The sequence below is a fragment of the Segetibacter aerophilus genome, from assembly GCF_007991655.1.
Taxonomy (GTDB): domain Bacteria; phylum Bacteroidota; class Bacteroidia; order Chitinophagales; family Chitinophagaceae; genus Segetibacter; species Segetibacter aerophilus.
Genome location: NZ_BJYT01000006.1, coordinates 23,594 through 41,941, shown reverse-complemented (window position 1 = coordinate 41,941; position 18,348 = coordinate 23,594). Strand labels below are relative to the sequence as shown.

Sequence of the window (18,348 nt, the reverse complement as noted above, 5' to 3'; positions counted from 1 at the left end):
GTTTGAAGCTTTTGATGGCCAAAACCTACTTAAAATAATATTTGTACTTCGCCATTCATCTTATATTTTTGAAACCCGGTTAAATAATTTCATGTGATTGCGTTCGTTAGGGGAAAGTTTGCGGTGAAGAATCCTGCCCAGGTTATTGTTGATGTAAATGGTGTCGGCTACGAATGCCAGGTTAGTTTAAATACTTACTCTGCTATCAGCAACCAGGATAGCGGCCAGTTGTTTACCTATGTTCATATTACTGAAAACAACCAGACTCTCTATGGGTTTGCCGACCTATCTGAAAAAGAACTTTTCACCCAACTGATAAGTGTTTCGGGAGTTGGTGCAGCAACGGCAAGAATGATGTTGTCTGGAATGAAGCCCGACGAAATTATAAAAGCAATCGTTCAAAGCAACGCCAGACTACTGGAAAGCATAAAAGGAATAGGCAGAAAAACAGCAGAAAGGCTGTGTTTAGAGTTGAAAGACAAATTGAGTAAGAACCTGAATGATATTATTCTTACTTCTTCCGGATCAAATAAAGTCGAAATGGATGCCTTGAATGCATTGATTTCTTTAGGAATTCCCAAGCCGAACGCAGAAAAGGCATTAAAAAACGTTATTGAAGCAAATGGCACCAGCATTCAATTAGAAGACCTGATAAAAAAAGCCCTGAAAAATATATAGCCTATAGAGAGAATTGTACTTTAAACAGCCTTCGGTGTCGATACGTTATTATTACAAATTTTCTTTAATAGTTTCCATTATTCTATCAGCTTTCGGGGCAACCTGTTCTTATGCACAAGATACAAGTCGTCGTGCTTCAAGAGATACAACCCGCTTTCCCATCAGCGACAGAGTTGGAGATCCTTTTACCTACAATTCAAATAATCCTTTTAATCTTTCCGATACAGCTTACATAAAAAGGGATATTCAATACGACCCTAAAACAAAGCAATATTACATCGTAGAAAAAATAGGCAATTCTTATTATCGCACACCTACTTACATGACTTTCGAGGAGATGATGCGTTTCAAAGCACGTCAATCGGAAAGCGAATACTTTAGAAAAAGAGCCAATACTTTAAGTGTTTTAAACAGGAAAGTTGAGCGGCCCAAATTAAAAACCTACGACAAGCTTTTCGATAGAATTTTTGGAGTAGGACCTAATGGTTTGAAAGTAGATATTCGTCCCCAGGGAAATGTCGATATTACTGCAGGCTATGAAGGACAGAATATTAAAAATCCTACGCTGCCAGAAAGCGCGAGGAAAAACGGCGGTTTTGACTTTAATATGAACTCAAATATTAACGTCATTGCAAACATTGGAGACAAGCTAAAACTGCCCATTAACTATAATACCCTTGCAAATTTTGACTTTGAAAACCAGCTGAAACTGGATTACAAAGGAATGGACGACGAGATCATTAAATCGATCGAAGCAGGAAACGTGTCTTTTACCTCGAAAGGAACACTTATCCCAAGCGCACAAAGTCTGTTTGGATTGAAAACACAACTTCAATTTGGTAAGTTGTTTTTGTCAGGGGTTATAGCAACTCAGAAGGCACAACGACAATCACTTGCTTTGCAAGGCGGCGCGGCCACCTCAACTTTCAATAAAAAGCTGGATGATTACGAAGAAAACAGACACTTTCTTTTAGGAGACTATTTCAGGGCCAATTATAACAAGGCGATGGAAAATTTGCCTGTTGTGAATACGCAGGTGCAAATTCAAAGAATGGAGGTCTGGGTAACAAATCGTACCGGTGCGACTACAGAGACGAGAGATGTAGTTGGTTTAATGGATTTAGGAGAAGGCACTCCTTTTAATACTCGTTTCCAGGGTAACGGGGGCCTTCCTGCAAATGGGGCCAATAATTTATACACTACCCTCATTAACCAACCAGGCATTAGGAACCCCGTCACCATCAATGCGAACTTGATGGGAATTGGTTTGCGACCGGTCGAAGATTATGAAAAAACGTTTGCACGAAAATTAAGTCCTAACGAATATTACTTCAATCCGCAGATTGGCTTCGTTTCATTAAACCAACAGTTGCAGTCAGACGAAGTATTAGGGGTTGCTTACCAGTATACCTACAATGGTCGTGTTTACCAGGTGGGTGAATTTTCACAAGACGTGGCTTTGGACTCAACACAAGGCGTTCAAAAAGTTTTGTTGTTGAAGCTACTAAAAGCAACCTCACAACGTCCTGCTCTACCTATCTGGAAATGGATGATGAAGAATGTTTACTCATTAGATCTTCCAGGCATTCAAAGACAGGATTTTAAATTGAATATTTTATACCAGGAGCCAAGTGGAGGTTTGAAGAGATTTTTGCCAGAATCTGCTAATTCGGTAGAAGGAAGAACGCTGCTTCGTATTTTAAATCTTGACCGGTTAAACAATCAAAACGATCCTCTGCCGGATGGCGTATTTGATTATGTAGAAGGTTTCACTGTACTGTCCCAACAAGGAAAAATAATATTTCCTGTCCTAGAGCCTTTTGGACGCGATCTTGAAAGGCTTGCTTTCACCGGTACTTCAGATACCTTAAGAAATAAGTACGTTTATCGACAGTTGTATGACTCTATAAAAGCAATTGCTCAAACTTATGCTAACCTAAATCGGTATGTGATGCAGGGAGCAGGAAGGGGCAATTCAACTTCTGAAATTTACCTCGGCGCTTTCAACGTGCCGCCCGGTTCTGTTACCGTAACTGCGGGAGGGCAAATATTAAGAGAAGGTTTCGACTACAGCATTGATTACAATCTTGGAACAGTAAAAATATTGAACGGCGCTATCTTAAACAGTGGCATTCCGGTGAATGTTCAATTTGAAAATAATGCCGGCTTCGGTATGCAGCAGAGAAGTTTCTTAGGACTAAGAGCCGACTACCTGGCAAATAGGAAACTCGCTCTAGGTGCTACCATGGCTCGTCTTTCTGAGCGACCATTTTTCACAAAAATGAATTATGGTGAAGATCCAATCAGGAACACGATGTATGGTGTCGATTTCAACTATCGCACAGAATCTCCCAGCCTTACGCGCTTGTTAAATAAACTGCCGTTTTACCAAAGCAACGTAATGTCTACCATCAATGCTTATGGCGAGGCGGCTTTCTTAAAACCCGGTCATCCGCCTCAAATTGGTTCCGGTAGCAACGGGTTAATTTATGTAGATGATTTCGAAGGAACTCGAAACAACATTGACCTCCGTTTCCCTTTCATCTCGTGGGCCCTCGCTAGTACGCCACAAGGCAACGGCTTGTTTCCGGAGGCAACTCTGGCCGATTCACTTCCTTATAACTTCAATAGGGCAAAGTTGGCGTGGTATAATATTGAACCGATCCTGCAAGACAGAAATAGTGTAAATAACCCGCTTAGGAGGAACGTAGCTGAGTTAAGTGATCCAAGGGTTAGAGCGGTGTACAACCAGGAGCTATACCCACAACGTACAAATAACCTTGGCGAAAACCAGCTGGTTACTTTCGACCTTGCCTATTACCCAACAGACATTGGCCCTTATAACTTTGTGAGCGACCAGGCACAGGTAGATGCAAGTGGTAAATTAAAAAATCCTCGTCAGCGCTGGGGCGGTATTATGAGGTCGATTGACCAAACCGACTTCGAAACAAGTAACGTTGAATTTGTCGAGTTTTGGGTACAGGATCCATTCATTAAAAAGCCAAATAGCACAGGAGGTAAATTATACCTGAACCTGGGTTCGATTAGCGAAGATGTTTTAAAGGATAGCCGCCGTTTTTACGAAAATGGTTTAAACTCGCCAAATCAACCTTCCGCTGTAGACAATAGTTCAACGTGGGGTAGAACACCTGTTAACCCAATCCAGGTTACACAGGCGTTTAGCAATGATCCGGCAGATCGTCCTTTCCAGGATGTTGGATTTGATGGATTGGATGATGCTGGTGAAGCTGGAAAAAGAGCGGGCTATTTAAATAGCATTCGGGCCAACTTTGGTCCTGGTTCTGCCTTGTATGCGAGGGCTCAACAAGATCCATCCAACGATAACTACAAATGGTATCGCGATAATTCTTATGACGCGACTAACACGGGTATATTAGGAAGATATAAGAATTTCAATAACCCCCAAGGGAACTCCCCCATTGCAACTGGTAACTCGCAGTTCAGTCCGGCGGCTACCTTATATCCCGATAACGAGGATTTGAACCGCGACAATACGCTCAACGAAACGGAAGAATACTATCAATACGCAATAGACCTGAAGCCGGGAATGGACGTCGGTAACACTAAATACATTACAGACCGCCAGGTGATACCGGTTCGGTACGCAGATGGCTCTTCTAAGAATGAAAACTGGTATTTGTTCAGGGTTCCCATTGCAGACTATGAGAAAAAAGTTGGAAACATTCCGGACTTTAAATCTATTCGTTTTGTCCGCATGTTTCTTACTGACTTCGAGGACTCTGTGGTGCTTCGTTTTGCCCGCCTCGACCTTGTTCGTAACCAGTGGAGAAACTTCGCCTTTAAATTAGATACCGCAGGCAACTATGTTCAGCAGCCAAGAGGAGGCAATACTACTTTCAATGTTTTAGCAGTAAATGTCGAAGAAAACAGTAAAAGACAACCGGTCAATTACCTGATTCCTCCCGGCATCGAAAGGGTTCAGCAGCTGAGTAATAACGGGATTAATTTATTGCAGAACGAACAAGCAATGAGTTTTCAAATTCGCAACCTTGCTACAAACGATGTGAGAGCCGTATTTAAAACAATGAACTTAGACATGCGTCAATACGGTTCGCTCCACATGTTTGTTCACGCAGAAAGTACACCTTCTACTATAGCGCAACCTATCAAAAACAACCAGTTAAATGCTGTCATTCGTATCGGAAGTGATTTCCTAAATAACTATTACGAGATAAAAATTCCGCTTACTGTTACACCTCCCGGCAATTATCCAAATACTGACGCGGGACAGCGAAGAGTTTGGCCCGACAGCAACAATCTTGATTTTGATATCCAAGACCTTGTTCAGTTAAAAATGAGACGCAATAGCAGATCGATCAATATCACCAACTACTACCAGGAAATAGTTGGTAATAAAACGTATGCGATCAAGGGAAATCCGAACCTGGGCGAAGTACAGGCATTTTTAATAGGCGTAGAAAATTCGCAGTCTTCCAATGGTATCCCTGCGTCGGCTGAGGTTTGGGTAAATGAACTTCGTTTATCAAAACTAGACGAGAAAGGAGGCTATGCCGCTACCGGTCGTGTAGACATTGCCCTTGCTGACCTTGGAACAATCGCTGTTTCCGGAAGTACACATACAACCGGTTTTGGTTCCCTCGAGCAAAGAGTAAATGAAAGAGCCAGGGAAAACTTTATGCAATACGATATTGCAACTAACCTTGAAATGGGACGATTGTTACCAAAGAAACTGGGCATCTCTATTCCTCTTTATGCAAGCATCAATCAGACTATAACAACACCTGAGTATGACCCATATGACTTGGATATTAAACTGAAAGACAAACTCAATGGGCTTTCAGGAAAAGATAGAACCAATTCTAAAAATGCTGCAATAGACAAGACAACTATTAAGACCGTCAACTTTACTAATATGCGGGTGATGCCCACAGGTAAAACAAAGATCTGGAGCATTAGTAATTTTGACTTTAGCTATTCTTATATAAAATACGAACAAACCAATCCGCTGATTCTTAAAAACGATGTAGTTAAACATCGCGGCGGTTTGGGATATACCTTCAATAAACAGCCAAAGTATTTCGAACCATTTAAAAGGATTATCAAATCGAAATCTCCATGGTTTGCTTTGGTGCGTGATTTCAATGTAAATCCTCAGCCTTCTCTTTTAAGTTTTAGGGCAGATGTAAACCGCCAGTTTGGAACATTTGTGCCTAGAATTGTTAATAGCTTCGACAATAAGGTAGATAGGGTGGATACTACTTTCGATAAATTTTTCACTTTCGATCGGTATTATAATTTACGTTGGGATTTAACGAAGTCATTGAACATCGACTTCTCTGCTGTCAATAATGCGCGTATCGACGAACCGATTGGTTCAATTGATACCAGGGCAAAAAAAGATACTGTTCGCACCAACTTTATGAAGGGAGGAAGGAATACTTTGTATCAGCAAAGAGCTATAGCCAGTTATACTTTCCCACTTACCAAACTACCTCTTACAAATTGGATGAACGCCCGGTACAGTTACACAACCACTTATAATTGGATTGGAGCAAGTCGCCTGGCAATTAGCTTGGGCAATACTATAGAGAATAGCCAGGAAAATAATATTACCGGCGAGTTGGATTTTACCAGGTTATATGCGAAAAGCAGGTGGTTGCGTGCTTTAGACCAGGCCCCTGCTCCTCAGCAAGGAAATCCCCAGGATCCAAATGCACCGGGCCGAAATAAAAGGACACCTCAAAACGCAAACCCCGCTAATCCACCTGCAGCTGTATCTACTTTGCCAACACGCGAAGAAGTGATAAAAGGATTATCAGGAAAAGAAAAAAGAGTAGCCTTACGCAAATGGAGGAAACAAAGACGGGAAGAGCGAAAAGCAGCACGTCTGCTGAAAGCAGCTCAACCGGTTGAAATGCCGGGAATAGCCAGGGCTGGCGGACAATTACTTACTATGGTTAAACACGCCACAGTAAACTTTGGCGAAAGTTATCGCAGCCGTATCCCCGGTTACACTGACAGTACCAAAATACTAGGTCAGAACTGGAACACAATGGCTCCGGGCCTTGACTTTGTATTTGGTCGTCAACCAGATTCTAACTGGCTTAATCAGAAAGCAGCAAGGGGTTTAATAACGCGAGACACAACGCTCAACTTTATGTTCCGCCAAAGCATCGATCAAAAGATAAATGTTACAGCACAGTTGGAACCAATCAGGGAGTTCCTGGTTGATTTGAATATGGAGAAAACTTATACTAAGGACTATTCTGAACTGTTTAAGACAGTTTCTCAAAATGGAAAATTTGAGCACTTAAGTCCCTTAGCTACCGGTGGATTCAATGTTTCTTATATCGCTTTCAAAACGCTGTTTACTAAAAACAAACCCACAGAGATTTCTCAAACATTTAGACAATTTGAAGCCTATCGTCTTATTCTGTCTGAACGTTTAGCCCTGGCGAATCCGTATCAGAAAGGTTTGGGCAATAATCCGGATGGTTTCTATAAAGGCTATAATCGTTATGCGCAAGACGTTTTGATACCTGCGTTCATTGCTGCTTATTCAGGGCAGGATCCAAAGAATGTTGGACTTATTCAGCAATCAAATCCAAATATTAAGTCGAACCCGTTTGCCAGTATTAAACCTAAACCAAACTGGCGGGTTACTTATACCGGCCTTACCAGGCTTCCAGCCCTGGCTAAGACTTTCAGCGCCATCAGCATTACGCATGCTTATAATGGAAGTTTGGGTATGAACAGTTTCAATAGCGCTCTAAATTTCACTGACCCATTTGCTTACAGTGCTCCGGGTTTCATAGATACGATCTCAGGAAATTTTGTTCCTTTCTTCCTTGTTCCTAATATCACCATACAGGAGTCCTTTAGTCCTTTGCTTGGTATTGATGTGACTACAGTTAGCCAGCTAACGGCTAGCTTACAGTACAGGAAAACGAGGCAGCTAAGTCTGAGCCTTGTAGACTACCAGTTAAGTGAAGTAAACAGTACCGAGATAACATTGGGTGGTAGTTTCAGGAAAAGAGGTTTCAACCTGCCTTTCAAAATTCCGGGTACAAAAGGTAAAAAGCTTCAAAATGATGTAAACTTCCGGCTTGATTTAAGTATCAGGGATGATGCCACCAGTAATAGTCGTTTGGACCAGGACAATGCATTTAGCACCGGTGGTCAAAAGGTAGTGACCTTACAACCTTCCATTGATTATGTATTGAATAACAGGGTGAACATAAAACTGTATTTCGACCAGCGAAAGGTAGTCCCTTACATTTCAACATCAGCGCCGATTACTAACACGCGGGCGGGAGTTCAAATAAGAATCTCGTTAGCACAATAAAAGCATAAAGAATTTTAATTATCGAAAGCCCCGGCCTTTTTTGCCGGGGCTTTTTTATGACCATTTACAAAAGAGCCGAATAAAGATTAAAAGTAAAACGGAGTGACACAACGATGTTGACTGTGGTTTTGTAGCTCATAACAAAAAGATCCCTAGGCGGCGAAAATCAACATCTTTCCTGCACGCATGCTACAAACAATGGAATAATTTTTTAAGTTGACATTCGACTAAATATAAAAGATGTACACGCTTGGTATTAACGCCGTTTTTCATGATTCTGCTGCTTGTATTTTGAAAGACGGAGAGTTATTAGCTGCTGCCGAAGAGGAACGATTCACCCATATCAAGCATGGAAAAAGGCCCATACCTTTTAGTACGTACGAACTTCCCTATCACGCCATTAATTATTGTCTTGAGGCTGCCGGTATTCACTTAAACGACGTCGATCATTTTGCTTATTCATTTGATCCTTATTTACTTCTTGGTGAACATGCAAACGATGGGGAAATACGTTTACCACTACAACCAAGTAAGGCACCTAAAAGTAAGGAATGGCTTTCTCCATGGGATCCTTTGTTCCTGTCTTATATAGTTAATGCACGGTTGCAACTGACAGGTGGCTATCCTCATCATCTCGAAAAAAGATTTAAAGGAGCACATATTGATGATAGTAAATGGCACTTTGTAGAACATCACATTGCCCATGCAGCTAGCGCATATTTTCCGTCCCCGTTTGATCATGCCGCAGTTATTACTTTAGATGGAAGGGGCGAGATTGCAACCACAACTTACAATGTTGGCAACGGGAACAATTTAACCAGGATTGGTCAGGTAAACATGCCTTCCTCCCTTGGGTTATTATATGAAGACGTCGCATCTTATCTTGGTTTTCTGAGAAGTTCAGATGAATACAAAGTGATGGCGCTTGCATCTTATGGTAAGCCTGAATTTGTAAGGGATTTCCGGGAGATGATTCAATTAAGACCAAACGGACAGTATACTATATCGAATGAAACGCTCGCTGAAAGATTTGGTCCTGCCAGGTTAAGACACGAACCATTTACGGCGCATCATTTCAACATTGCCCACTCGTTGCAATTAGTACTTGAAGAAACGTCTATAGAACTTTGTAACTGGCTTTATAATGAAATAAAAGAAGAAACCCTTTGCATGGCTGGAGGGGTCGCTTTAAACTGTGTGATGAATGCACGGATAAAAGAAAAATGTTCTTTTAAACATGTTTGGGTACAACCCGCAGCGGGAGACTCCGGAACAGCTTTAGGCGCAGCACTTTGGATAGATTTGCAAAACAGGAAAAACCTTTCAAAAACATTTAAAATGTCTCACACTTACTGGGGACCGGAATACAGTGATGACGAGATCGAACAGTTTTTGAAATGGACGAAGGCAAAATATCGAAAGCTTAAAAATATAGCTGAAGAAACTGCAGAGGTGTTGGCAGAAGATAAAATTATAGGTTGGTTTCAAGGGAGGATGGAGTTTGGTCCCCGCTCTTTGGGAAGCAGGTCAATTTTAGCTTCACCGATACATGCAGAAATGCAGAGCAAATTAAACGAAGTAAAAGACCGCGAAGACTTTAGACCGGTGGCGCCAGTGGTTTTAGAAGAGGACGCAGCAGACTGGTTTGTGGAAGCGAACTACTCCCCTTTCATGTTATTCGTTTATAATGTAAAACCTGAAAAAGCCGACAAAATACCAGCCGTTAGACATGTGGATGGAACGGCCCGAATACAAACAATTAACGAAAACCAACACCCGTTATACTACAACCTACTAAAAGCCTTTAAAAAGAAAACGGGTGTTCCTGTGTTGGTGAATACATCTTTTAATACTTTAGGCAAACCCATTGTCTGTACTCCCCGCGATGCCGTTGAATGTTTTTATAGTTCACCTTTTGATGCCTTGGTTATAGGTTCATTTTTATTGGAGAAGTAATGGAAGACATCCAAATTTCCGTGGTAGTTCCAACATATAAAAGACCTGTGCTTTTAAAAGCTTGTCTAAAAAGCGTGGTAAATCAAACATTAGAAAAGCATCAGTTTGAGATTATTATTGTAAGTGATGGACCGGACGAGGAGAGTGAAAAAGTAGTTGTGCAAGAGTTGAAGGAAGGTGCTCCGGCTATTCGCTTTCTTTCTTTGCCAAATAAAAGCGGCCCTGCTGCCGCCCGAAACCTTGGTTGGAAAAGTGCTTCGGGAACCATCATTGCATTTACAGATGACGATTGCTTGCCGGACAAAAACTGGCTTAAAAACATTGTTAGCAGGTACAACGGCCAGAAAGAAATCGCTTTTACCGGAAGGGTAATTGTGCCTGTAAGCAAGCAACCTACAGATTTTGAGCTAAATACAAAAGGACTTGAAACGGGTGAATTTGTAACGGCTAATTGTGCGGTAACCAAAGCGACACTGCAAACTGTCGGCGGTTTTGATGAAGCGTTCAAAGCAGCATGGAGAGAAGATAGCGACCTGCATTTCAAACTAATTGAGTGGGGTATAGCTATAGAAAAACTGGATGAAGCAATAGTAGTTCACCCCGTTAGAAAAGCGCCGTGGGCCATCAGCCTTCGAGAACAAAAGAAAACGCAGTTTAATGCTTTGCTTTACAAAAAACATCCATCCTTGTATAGGCAACGAATAAAGAGTAGCCCCTCTTGGAACTACTACTTCATCATCCTTTTTTTTGTAGTGTTGCTTCTTGGATCATTGTTAGAAATTAGCTGGTTGATGTCGATTGGATTGAGCGGTTGGTTTTTGCTATCTACAGCTTTTGCCTTCAAAAGATTAAGAGTAAGCCGCAAAACAGTCAGTCATATTTTTGAAATGATTGTTACTTCCATTATCATCCCTTTTTTATCTGTCTATTGGACACTCCGTGGCGCAGTAAAATACAGGGTATTATTTTTTTAAATAACAGTCAATTGAAAAGAAATTTAAAGTCTAATAAAAGAAAATCTTGATTAATGAAGCTTGAAGGAATCAAAAAGATTGTTGTTTTTCGGGCATTGCAAATCGGAGACATGCTTTGTTCTATACCTGCAATAAGAGCATTGAAGCAAGCGTATCCTGAGGCTGAAATTACATTGGTAGGATTACCGTGGGCGAAAATGTTGATAGAGAGGTTTCCGGGTTATTTTCATTCACTGCTTACTTTCCCCGGGTATCCTGGTTTTCCTGAACAACCCGTTGATCGTGTTGCATTTCCTGATTTTTTGAAGCAGGTTCAGCAAGAGCAGTTTGACCTAGCGTTGCAAATGCAGGGTAGTGGCGTTATTTCAAATCCACTCGTCGATTTATTTTTTGCTAAACGAATTGGCGGTTTTTATACTCCGGGAAATTATTGTCCTGATAAAGAATTATTTGCCGAATATCCTTCAAACCTTCACGAAGTAAATCGTCATCTTGAACTAATAAAAAAGCTGGGAATTACCGAAGCTTCAACCGAAATGGAATTTCCGATAACACAAAAAGATCTTGAGGATTTTGCGAATGCAGCGTTACCGGTTCAAGAACAGGAGTATGTAATTCTTCATCCAGGCGCAAGAGGAACCAATAGACAATGGGAGCCCGCGTATTTCGCAGCGATCGGAGATTATTGTGCTAAAAATGGTTTACAAGTGGTAGTGACAGGTACAACAGACGAACTCGACATTGTAGAAAGCGTAATACAACTGATGGAGCATAAGCCAATAAACGCAGCAGGCAAAACATCGCTTGGAGCAGTGGCGGTCCTAATAAAAAATGCTGCTGCTTTGATTTCAAATTGTACCGGCGTCTCTCACATTGCTGCCGCACTTAAAACTAAAAGCATTGTAATCAGTCTTGATGGCGAGCCGTTTCGCTGGGGTCCCTTAAACAAAGAATTACATAAAACAATTGATTGGACGGTGACATCTGATCTTGAATTGGTAAAAGAAAAGTTGGGAGGATTATTATTATTGAGCGGACTTGAAGTCTAAGAAATCTTTTTATCTCCGCTAGTCTCTGCTAACAACTGAGTTACAGCGTTTACAATATCCTCTGCGAGGGGAACGGGGGAAGGTTCTTTGTACACGTCTTTATATAAATGTTGAATAACCTCGTTGCGGCTTCGAGTATCTACATCTATACTGTATTCTAACACCTTGTTTGGTACTTCCCACGGTGTATGTTGAGGATTGGTTTGAGCGTACAAAACAACCACAGGAGTATTCACCGCGGCTGCAATATGAACGGTTCCGGTATTAACGGAAACTACTAGTGGAGCCTGTTTGATAAGAGCTATAAACTCCTGCAATGAAAATAATCCTGCAACCGAAATTGCACCTTTGCCTGTTAATTCAGCCAGTTCATTGCAAGAATGTTTTTCTGATCCAGCACCTGTAAATAAAATTTGAAATCCCATTTGCCCGATCAAAGTCTTTGCCGCTGCCACCCATCTTTCCTTTGGATACTCCCGCTTTTTTTCACTCACCCCGGCATGAAAAATCAACCAGGGCTTTGAAGGATTTATGCCTGCATTTTCTAATTTACCAATTACTACTTCATCGGTCAATTCTGAAACTGATAGATGCAAATGAGTATTTGTAGTAGTGGCGCCAATGGAATTGACTAATTGCAGGTCCCGGCTAACCTGGTGCTGAATAAAAGAATAAGGTTCTCTGTCGGTAACCCAATTGGTAAGTAATTCGTAAGGGTTCTCGCGGCAATAAGCAAGTCTTAAGGAAATGCCGGCCAGATAGGCAATCATGGCTGCGGGAAGTGGATTTTGACTAAAGACAGTGAAAATCACGGCAGCATCAAAGCTTTTTTGCCTTAGTTCTTGTACAAGCGTAAAAATTTCTTCACTTGCAATTGTCTCCTTAGCCTTTACCCAGGGAAGATCAAAAACAATAACATCATCTATCTCCGAAATAGCAGGAACAATGCCTGCAGCCATCGAAGAAGTAAGAACCGTGATTTTAGGAGAGAAGCTTTCTTTTATAGCCCGGATGGCAGGAACAGACATGATAAGATCGCCCATGTTGTCTGCCCTAATAATGAGAATGTTCTTACAGTGCTGCCAACTTTTTGTCATTTAACTCTTTGGTTTCATACTCATTATCGCAGATGTACTGAGCTGCTTTAAGGAAGTTTTCAGCTATATAAGTGGGAGTACGAAAAGGGCCTTCTACCCATTCTGTCTCGTTTCCATTGTTGATTAAAATGGTTCTACAGCCGGCACGGTTACCAGCTTCTGCATCATTTAAAATATCGCCAATCATCCAGGATTTTTCAACAGCAAGTTGCAGGTCTCTCACAGCTTGCAAAATCATCCCCGGCTTTGGCTTTCGACACTCACAGTCTTTTGAAAATTCTGGTATTTTTCCTTGAGTATGGTGAGGACAGAAATAAAACTTTTCGATTTCAATTCCTTCTTTCTGTAAAAGCAAATCGATTTTTTGCTTGACCTGCTCCAATTCATCTATTTGAAAATATCCTCTTGCTACACCGGCCTGGTTAGAAATAACGACAAAGACGTATCCAGCTTTCTTCAATAATTGTAGGCCTTCGATCACACCTGCTTCAAGTGATATTAGGTCCGGGTTTACATTATAAGGTACGTCAGGTATCAGGGTGCCATCTTTATCAAGAAATACAGCTTTTCTTTCTGCCATTAGGTAAATGTACAATTAAGGGTTGGCTTGAAGTTGGAAGGGTCAAGCATTGAAGACTTCAGCTCCACACTGGTTTATCGATAAACGTATTGCGACGCAACAATGTAGCAATGGAAACAAATGCTGGTACAGAACAAATTATTACGCAGCCTGGCTCTTTTTATTAATTGTTTCCTGTGTTCTTGACTTAGAAACCAAAGCAGGAACTTGTATCTGTTTGTATAACTCCGCAACTGAAACAGCTACTTTTTGCCAAGTGAAATTTTCTTTGACTCTTTGAATAGATGCCTTTTTCATTTGCTGATGCAAAGCCGGATTGGAAACAAGTAAATGAACTTTTGAAGCCAAAGCTTCAGGATCATTTGCAGGAACGAGAAAACCGGTCTTACCATCGACCACGCTATATTTTATACCGCCTACATTCGATCCAATAACGGGAGTACCGCAGGCCATAGATTCCAAAGGCGTGATACCAAACGGCTCATACCATGGGGTGGAAATAAAGATATCGGCAGCACAGTAGTAGTACTTCAGCATCTCACGATTCTTTCTTCCTACGAAAGTGACCATATCTTCAACACCCTCTGCCCGTGCTATTTGTAACAACCTTGCAATCTCGGGGCAGGCCATTGGGTTGGGATCGTCAGTCTCGCCGCCCACAACAACCAGCCTATAAGGAACTCCGGAGTTTTTAAGTTTTCCAAGAGAACGAACTACATTATCTACCCCTTTTCTTGGTACCATGCGTCCCAATTGCAAGAGAATTTTCTCATCAGTCTTTAGTCCTACCAAAGTGCAAGCGATCTCTTTGTTCATCGGGTAAAACTCCTTCGAACTAAAGCCGCAAGGAATAATGGTTATTTTATCTACTGGCGTGTCGTAATATTCAATCAAATCACTTTTATCCTGCGGACATTCTGCTATAACAGCATCAGCGTATTGCACGATTTGTTTTTCAATTTCAATTCTTTCAGCCGGAAATTTATCGCTTTTGCCCTGGTGGATCTGGCGAACATACCCTAATGCATGAAATGTAATTACAAATGGGATGTCTAATGCTTCTTTTATCCACATAGCCACCAACCCTGACATAAAAAAGTTCGCATGGATTAGGTTATAATTAATCTTTTCAGACGTTATAAACTCTATCATATCTTCTTTAAACTCAGGCATAAATGGAAGCAATTCCTCCTTGGGAAGTAAACCAACCGGTCCTGCCTTTACATGTATTACACGAATGTTGTTTTCCCAATCAATCACTTTGGGAAGTTTTGGATCTTCCCACCGTGTGAATATATCGACGTGGTGCCCTGCTGATGCAAGGTGCTTCGCAAGTTCTGCTACATAAACATTTTGACCTCCACTATCAACTCCGCCAAGTGATGCCAGGGGTGATGCATGCTCGCTGATAAATGCAATCTTTCTTTTCATATAGTAGTTGTTTGCAGTCTTTTCGATGAAGAAAACACTGTATTATTATCCGATCTTACCAACAAATTACTTTTTTCAATATAGTGAACAAAAATAGTTTTCCATGCTTGGGGATATATTAGTTTAAATAATGATAATGAGAAAGTTAGAAAGTAATTTACCAGCCCAAAAACAGACTTAAACTGTTTGTAAATAGAATAGACGTAGCATTCTATTTTTCTCAAAACCAGGTTTTTTAACTTTTGTTCTCTCCTTATTCTTTTAAAGGAAATTGGAGTTGACGAAGCACCCGAAGAAGATATTGATTCTAGGGTTGGATGGGAATTATTCTTGTTACTATTTAAGCTAAAAGAGTTTACAAAAAACCAGTTATCATTGTTGCACCCGGATCTTTTAATTTTTGTTTCCTCCATTAACTCAATTGTCATAATTTTTTGTACGCTGTATTAGTATCAATAAGAATTTCAATTTTAATACCATTTTGATTTTCAATGGAAAAGGAGCATTAGGACTACTTCTAACCAGATAAGAAGCACTTGATAAAGTAAATAGTAGAAAAAATTCCTCGCATTGTTAAAGCCTGTTAACAGTAGTATAGTGGCTTGAATCAAAACGAGTTATAAAGAAACCAAAAGAAGTCATTTTTAGAGAGTCTAGAAAAACGGTTCCAAGTTTAGGCGTACTTCAACTTCGCTTATTTATTTGTTTTTTGCTTTCGCCCCTCTTACTTTTGCAGCAGTTCTTAAAAACACTTATCAAGAAAGGCAGAGGGTGATGGCCCTTTGAAGCCTTGGCAACCCTTACATCTCACTCTATTTGTAAGAAGGTGCCAACTCCATCCCGCAAACGGGAGAGATAAGCATGAGTAAGTTTTAATAATCTACGGTATTAAAATATATAAAGCTCATCGTTTACGGAGGGCTTTTTTTGTTTAGCCTTACCTGGCCTTCTTTGTCTCTTTCTAGGTGTTAATAGCGAAAAAAGTAAAAATTTAAGCAAGCATGGAAGCTCACAAAAGTCTTACTATTGGAATTTTTGGATTTGGTGTTGTTGGAGAAGGGTTGTATAAAGTTTTAAACCAAACTCCCTCATTAAAAGCTCAAATAAAGAAGGTTTGTATTAAGCACCCCGGAAAAAAAAGAAATGCGCCGAGTGAATTGTTCACGTCGAATAAAGAAGACCTGCTTTTTGATGAAGATATAAACGTGATTGTAGAAGTTATCGACGATCCTGAAGCAGCTTTTGAAATTGTATCAACTGCGTTGCGGAATGGGAAAGCAGTGGTTAGCGCAAGCAAAAAAATGATTGCCGACCACCTGCCCCAAATACTTGAGTTACAACAACAGACCGGTTTACCTTTCCTTTATGAGGCCGCCGCTTGTGCAAGTATTCCTGTTATTCGTAACCTGGAGGAATATTACGATAACGATCTTTTACACTCTATAAAAGGAATTATAAACGGTTCCACCAACTTCATTCTTTCGAAGATGTTCGAGGACAGGCTTGATTTTAAAGAAGCCCTTATGCTGGCCCAACAATTGGGTTTTGCGGAAAGCAATCCTGCTTTAGATGTCGAGGGTTACGACGCGGTAAACAAGTGGAGTATCTTATTAAACCATGCTTATGGAATTGTCGAACATCCTAACAACATCTTATTTAGTGGTATTCAAAATATTCAACTTGGCGATGCTATTGTTGCGAAAGAAAAACAGGTAGATATTAAGTTGGTCGCGCAGGCTAAGAAATTGAAAAACGGTAAGGTGGCTGCCTTTGTATTACCGCAATTTGTAAAACACGACGATGCGCTTTCTTTCGTCAAATACCAATACAACGGGGTGGTAATTGAAAGCGGTTTTGCCGATAAGCAGTTTTTCTACGGTAAAGGAGCAGGAAGTTTTCCTACGGCCTCGGCCGTGCTGAGTGACCTTTCTGCTTTGCGCTACGATTACAAGTACGAATACAAGAAGCTGTATCATCACCAGCCAAACGAGCTAACCAACGACTTTTACGTGAAGGTGTATGTAAGCTTTGATGATTGGGCTTACATACCAAGAGAAAAATTTGAATGGATTGAAGAATGGCATGCGGAAGCTGAAAGAAAATATTTAGTAGGTGTATTGCATGTTGGTGAACTGCGAAATAATAGTTGGTGGAAGGAAAACAAAACTTCTCTTGTGTTGGCAACAGAGCCTATTATCGAAGATTTTGAGGTGATAAAGCTGAAGAAAAGAAGTTTAGAACTTGCAGGCATAGTGTAATAGAAGTACCATAGATGAACGGATTGCGACGCAACGCTGACGCGATGAAAAACAAATGCCGGTACTCAAAAAAGTATCGGCATCTATATTAAAGTCTATACCCCATTTGCTATTTCTGCAAAAGGGTGATACAATCCTTTAAACTTTCTTTCCAGTCTTTTAACTCGATGCCGACCGCTTTAATCTTTTCTTTGTTCATAGCAGAATACCCAGGCCTTTTGGCAGGAGTCGGATAACCTGAAGTATCAGTAGGCTGCACGTTGCACTCTAACCCAGACATATCCCGGATCGCTGTCGCGAAATCGTACCAGCTAATAATTCCCTCATTTGAAAAATTGTAAATTCCGCCGGCTACTTCTTTATTTAAAGCAAGTTTCATAATAGCAGCAGCAAGATCAGCAGCGTAAGTCGGAGAACCAAACTGGTCGTTAATTACATTTATGCTGTCGCGCTCTTTCATCAGGCGAAGCATTGTTTTCACAAAGTTGTTTCCAAAGAAGCTGTAGACCCACGAAGTTCTAATGATGATGGTTGAAGGCAATTTTTCCAAAGCAACCTCCTCTCCTCTCAGTTTGCTTTCACCATAAAAGTTAACCGGACTCACAGGATGATCTTCTTTGTATGGAGTGTTTGCGGTGCCATCGAAAACATAGTCAGTGGATACATGTATAAAGCGAGTATTGACTCTTGCACAATTTTCAGCGAGGTTGCCAACGGCTTCGGCATTTATTTTCAAGGCCAACTCTTTTTCGGTTTCAGCTTTGTCCACAGCAGTGTACGCCGCCGCGTTAATGCATAAAACAGGTTTATACTCGTCGAAAAACTCATTCACTTTTTTTGCATCCGTAATATCCAACTCCGCTACGTCGGTAAAAACATAATCGAACTGATCATACTTTTTCGCTAAAATCTTCAATTCATTTCCAAGCTGCCCGTTTTGCCCGGTTACCAGCACTATTGGTTTTGCCATATTGTTA

10 protein-coding genes and 1 riboswitch are annotated in these 18,348 nt (G+C 40.8%); of the genes, 6 read left to right on the top strand and 4 right to left on the bottom strand.

The annotated features are described in order from the left end of the window. Positions 1-93: 93 nt before the first annotated feature. The 5 genes from ruvA to SAE01_RS08960 all read left to right on the top strand — a co-directional run bounded on the left by ruvA (position 94) and on the right by SAE01_RS08960 (position 12,005). A complete protein-coding gene (gene ruvA, locus SAE01_RS08980) occupies positions 94-678 on the top strand; it encodes a Holliday junction branch migration protein RuvA (protein ID WP_147203420.1) in 585 nt (194 codons plus the stop codon). Positions 679-712: 34 nt separating this feature from the next. After that, positions 713-8,026: a T9SS outer membrane translocon Sov/SprA gene (gene sov / locus SAE01_RS08975; RefSeq protein WP_147203419.1), complete on the top strand. Its 7,314-nt coding sequence runs from the start codon at positions 713-715 to the stop codon at positions 8,024-8,026. Positions 8,027-8,266: 240 nt separating this feature from the next. Next, on the top strand, positions 8,267-9,982 hold the full coding sequence (locus tag SAE01_RS08970) for a carbamoyltransferase family protein (RefSeq protein WP_147203418.1): 1,716 nt from the start codon (positions 8,267-8,269) through the stop codon (positions 9,980-9,982). Further along, a complete protein-coding gene (locus SAE01_RS08965) occupies positions 9,982-10,956 on the top strand; it encodes a glycosyltransferase family 2 protein (RefSeq protein ID WP_147203417.1) in 975 nt (324 codons plus the stop codon). The genes SAE01_RS08970 and SAE01_RS08965 overlap by 1 nt, the downstream gene beginning before the upstream one ends. A gap of 53 nt (positions 10,957-11,009) precedes the next feature. Beyond that, a complete protein-coding gene (locus SAE01_RS08960; RefSeq protein WP_147203416.1) occupies positions 11,010-12,005 on the top strand; it encodes a glycosyltransferase family 9 protein in 996 nt (331 codons plus the stop codon). Here SAE01_RS08960 and SAE01_RS08955 read toward each other — a convergent pair. The 3 genes from SAE01_RS08955 to SAE01_RS08945 all read right to left on the bottom strand — a co-directional run bounded on the left by SAE01_RS08955 (position 12,002) and on the right by SAE01_RS08945 (position 15,113). Beyond that, entirely contained in the window at positions 12,002-13,102 is a 1,101-nt protein-coding gene (locus tag SAE01_RS08955; RefSeq protein WP_147203415.1) for a glycosyltransferase family 9 protein, read from the bottom strand. The two genes, SAE01_RS08960 and SAE01_RS08955, sit on opposite strands and share 4 nt — an antisense overlap. Then, a complete protein-coding gene (locus SAE01_RS08950; RefSeq protein WP_147203414.1) occupies positions 13,077-13,682 on the bottom strand; it encodes a D-glycero-alpha-D-manno-heptose-1,7-bisphosphate 7-phosphatase in 606 nt (201 codons plus the stop codon). The genes SAE01_RS08955 and SAE01_RS08950 overlap by 26 nt, the downstream gene beginning before the upstream one ends. A 141-nt stretch (positions 13,683-13,823) precedes the next feature. Then, on the bottom strand, positions 13,824-15,113 hold the full coding sequence (locus tag SAE01_RS08945) for a glycosyltransferase family 4 protein (RefSeq protein ID WP_147203413.1): 1,290 nt from the start codon (positions 15,111-15,113) through the stop codon (positions 13,824-13,826). 749 nt (positions 15,114-15,862) lie between these two features. Beyond that, positions 15,863-15,975, top strand: a riboswitch (SAM riboswitch). Positions 15,976-16,114: 139 nt separating this feature from the next. Between SAE01_RS08945 and SAE01_RS08940 the strand changes: the two genes are divergently transcribed. Then, entirely contained in the window at positions 16,115-17,371 is a 1,257-nt protein-coding gene (locus tag SAE01_RS08940) for a homoserine dehydrogenase (protein ID WP_147203412.1), read from the top strand. A 109-nt stretch (positions 17,372-17,480) separates the two neighbouring features. On the opposite strand, the gene rfbD is transcribed toward SAE01_RS08940, so the two are convergent. Beyond that, positions 17,481-18,341: a dTDP-4-dehydrorhamnose reductase gene (rfbD, locus tag SAE01_RS08935; protein ID WP_147203411.1), complete on the bottom strand. Its 861-nt coding sequence runs from the start codon at positions 18,339-18,341 to the stop codon at positions 17,481-17,483. Between the last annotated feature and the right edge of the window lie 7 nt (positions 18,342-18,348).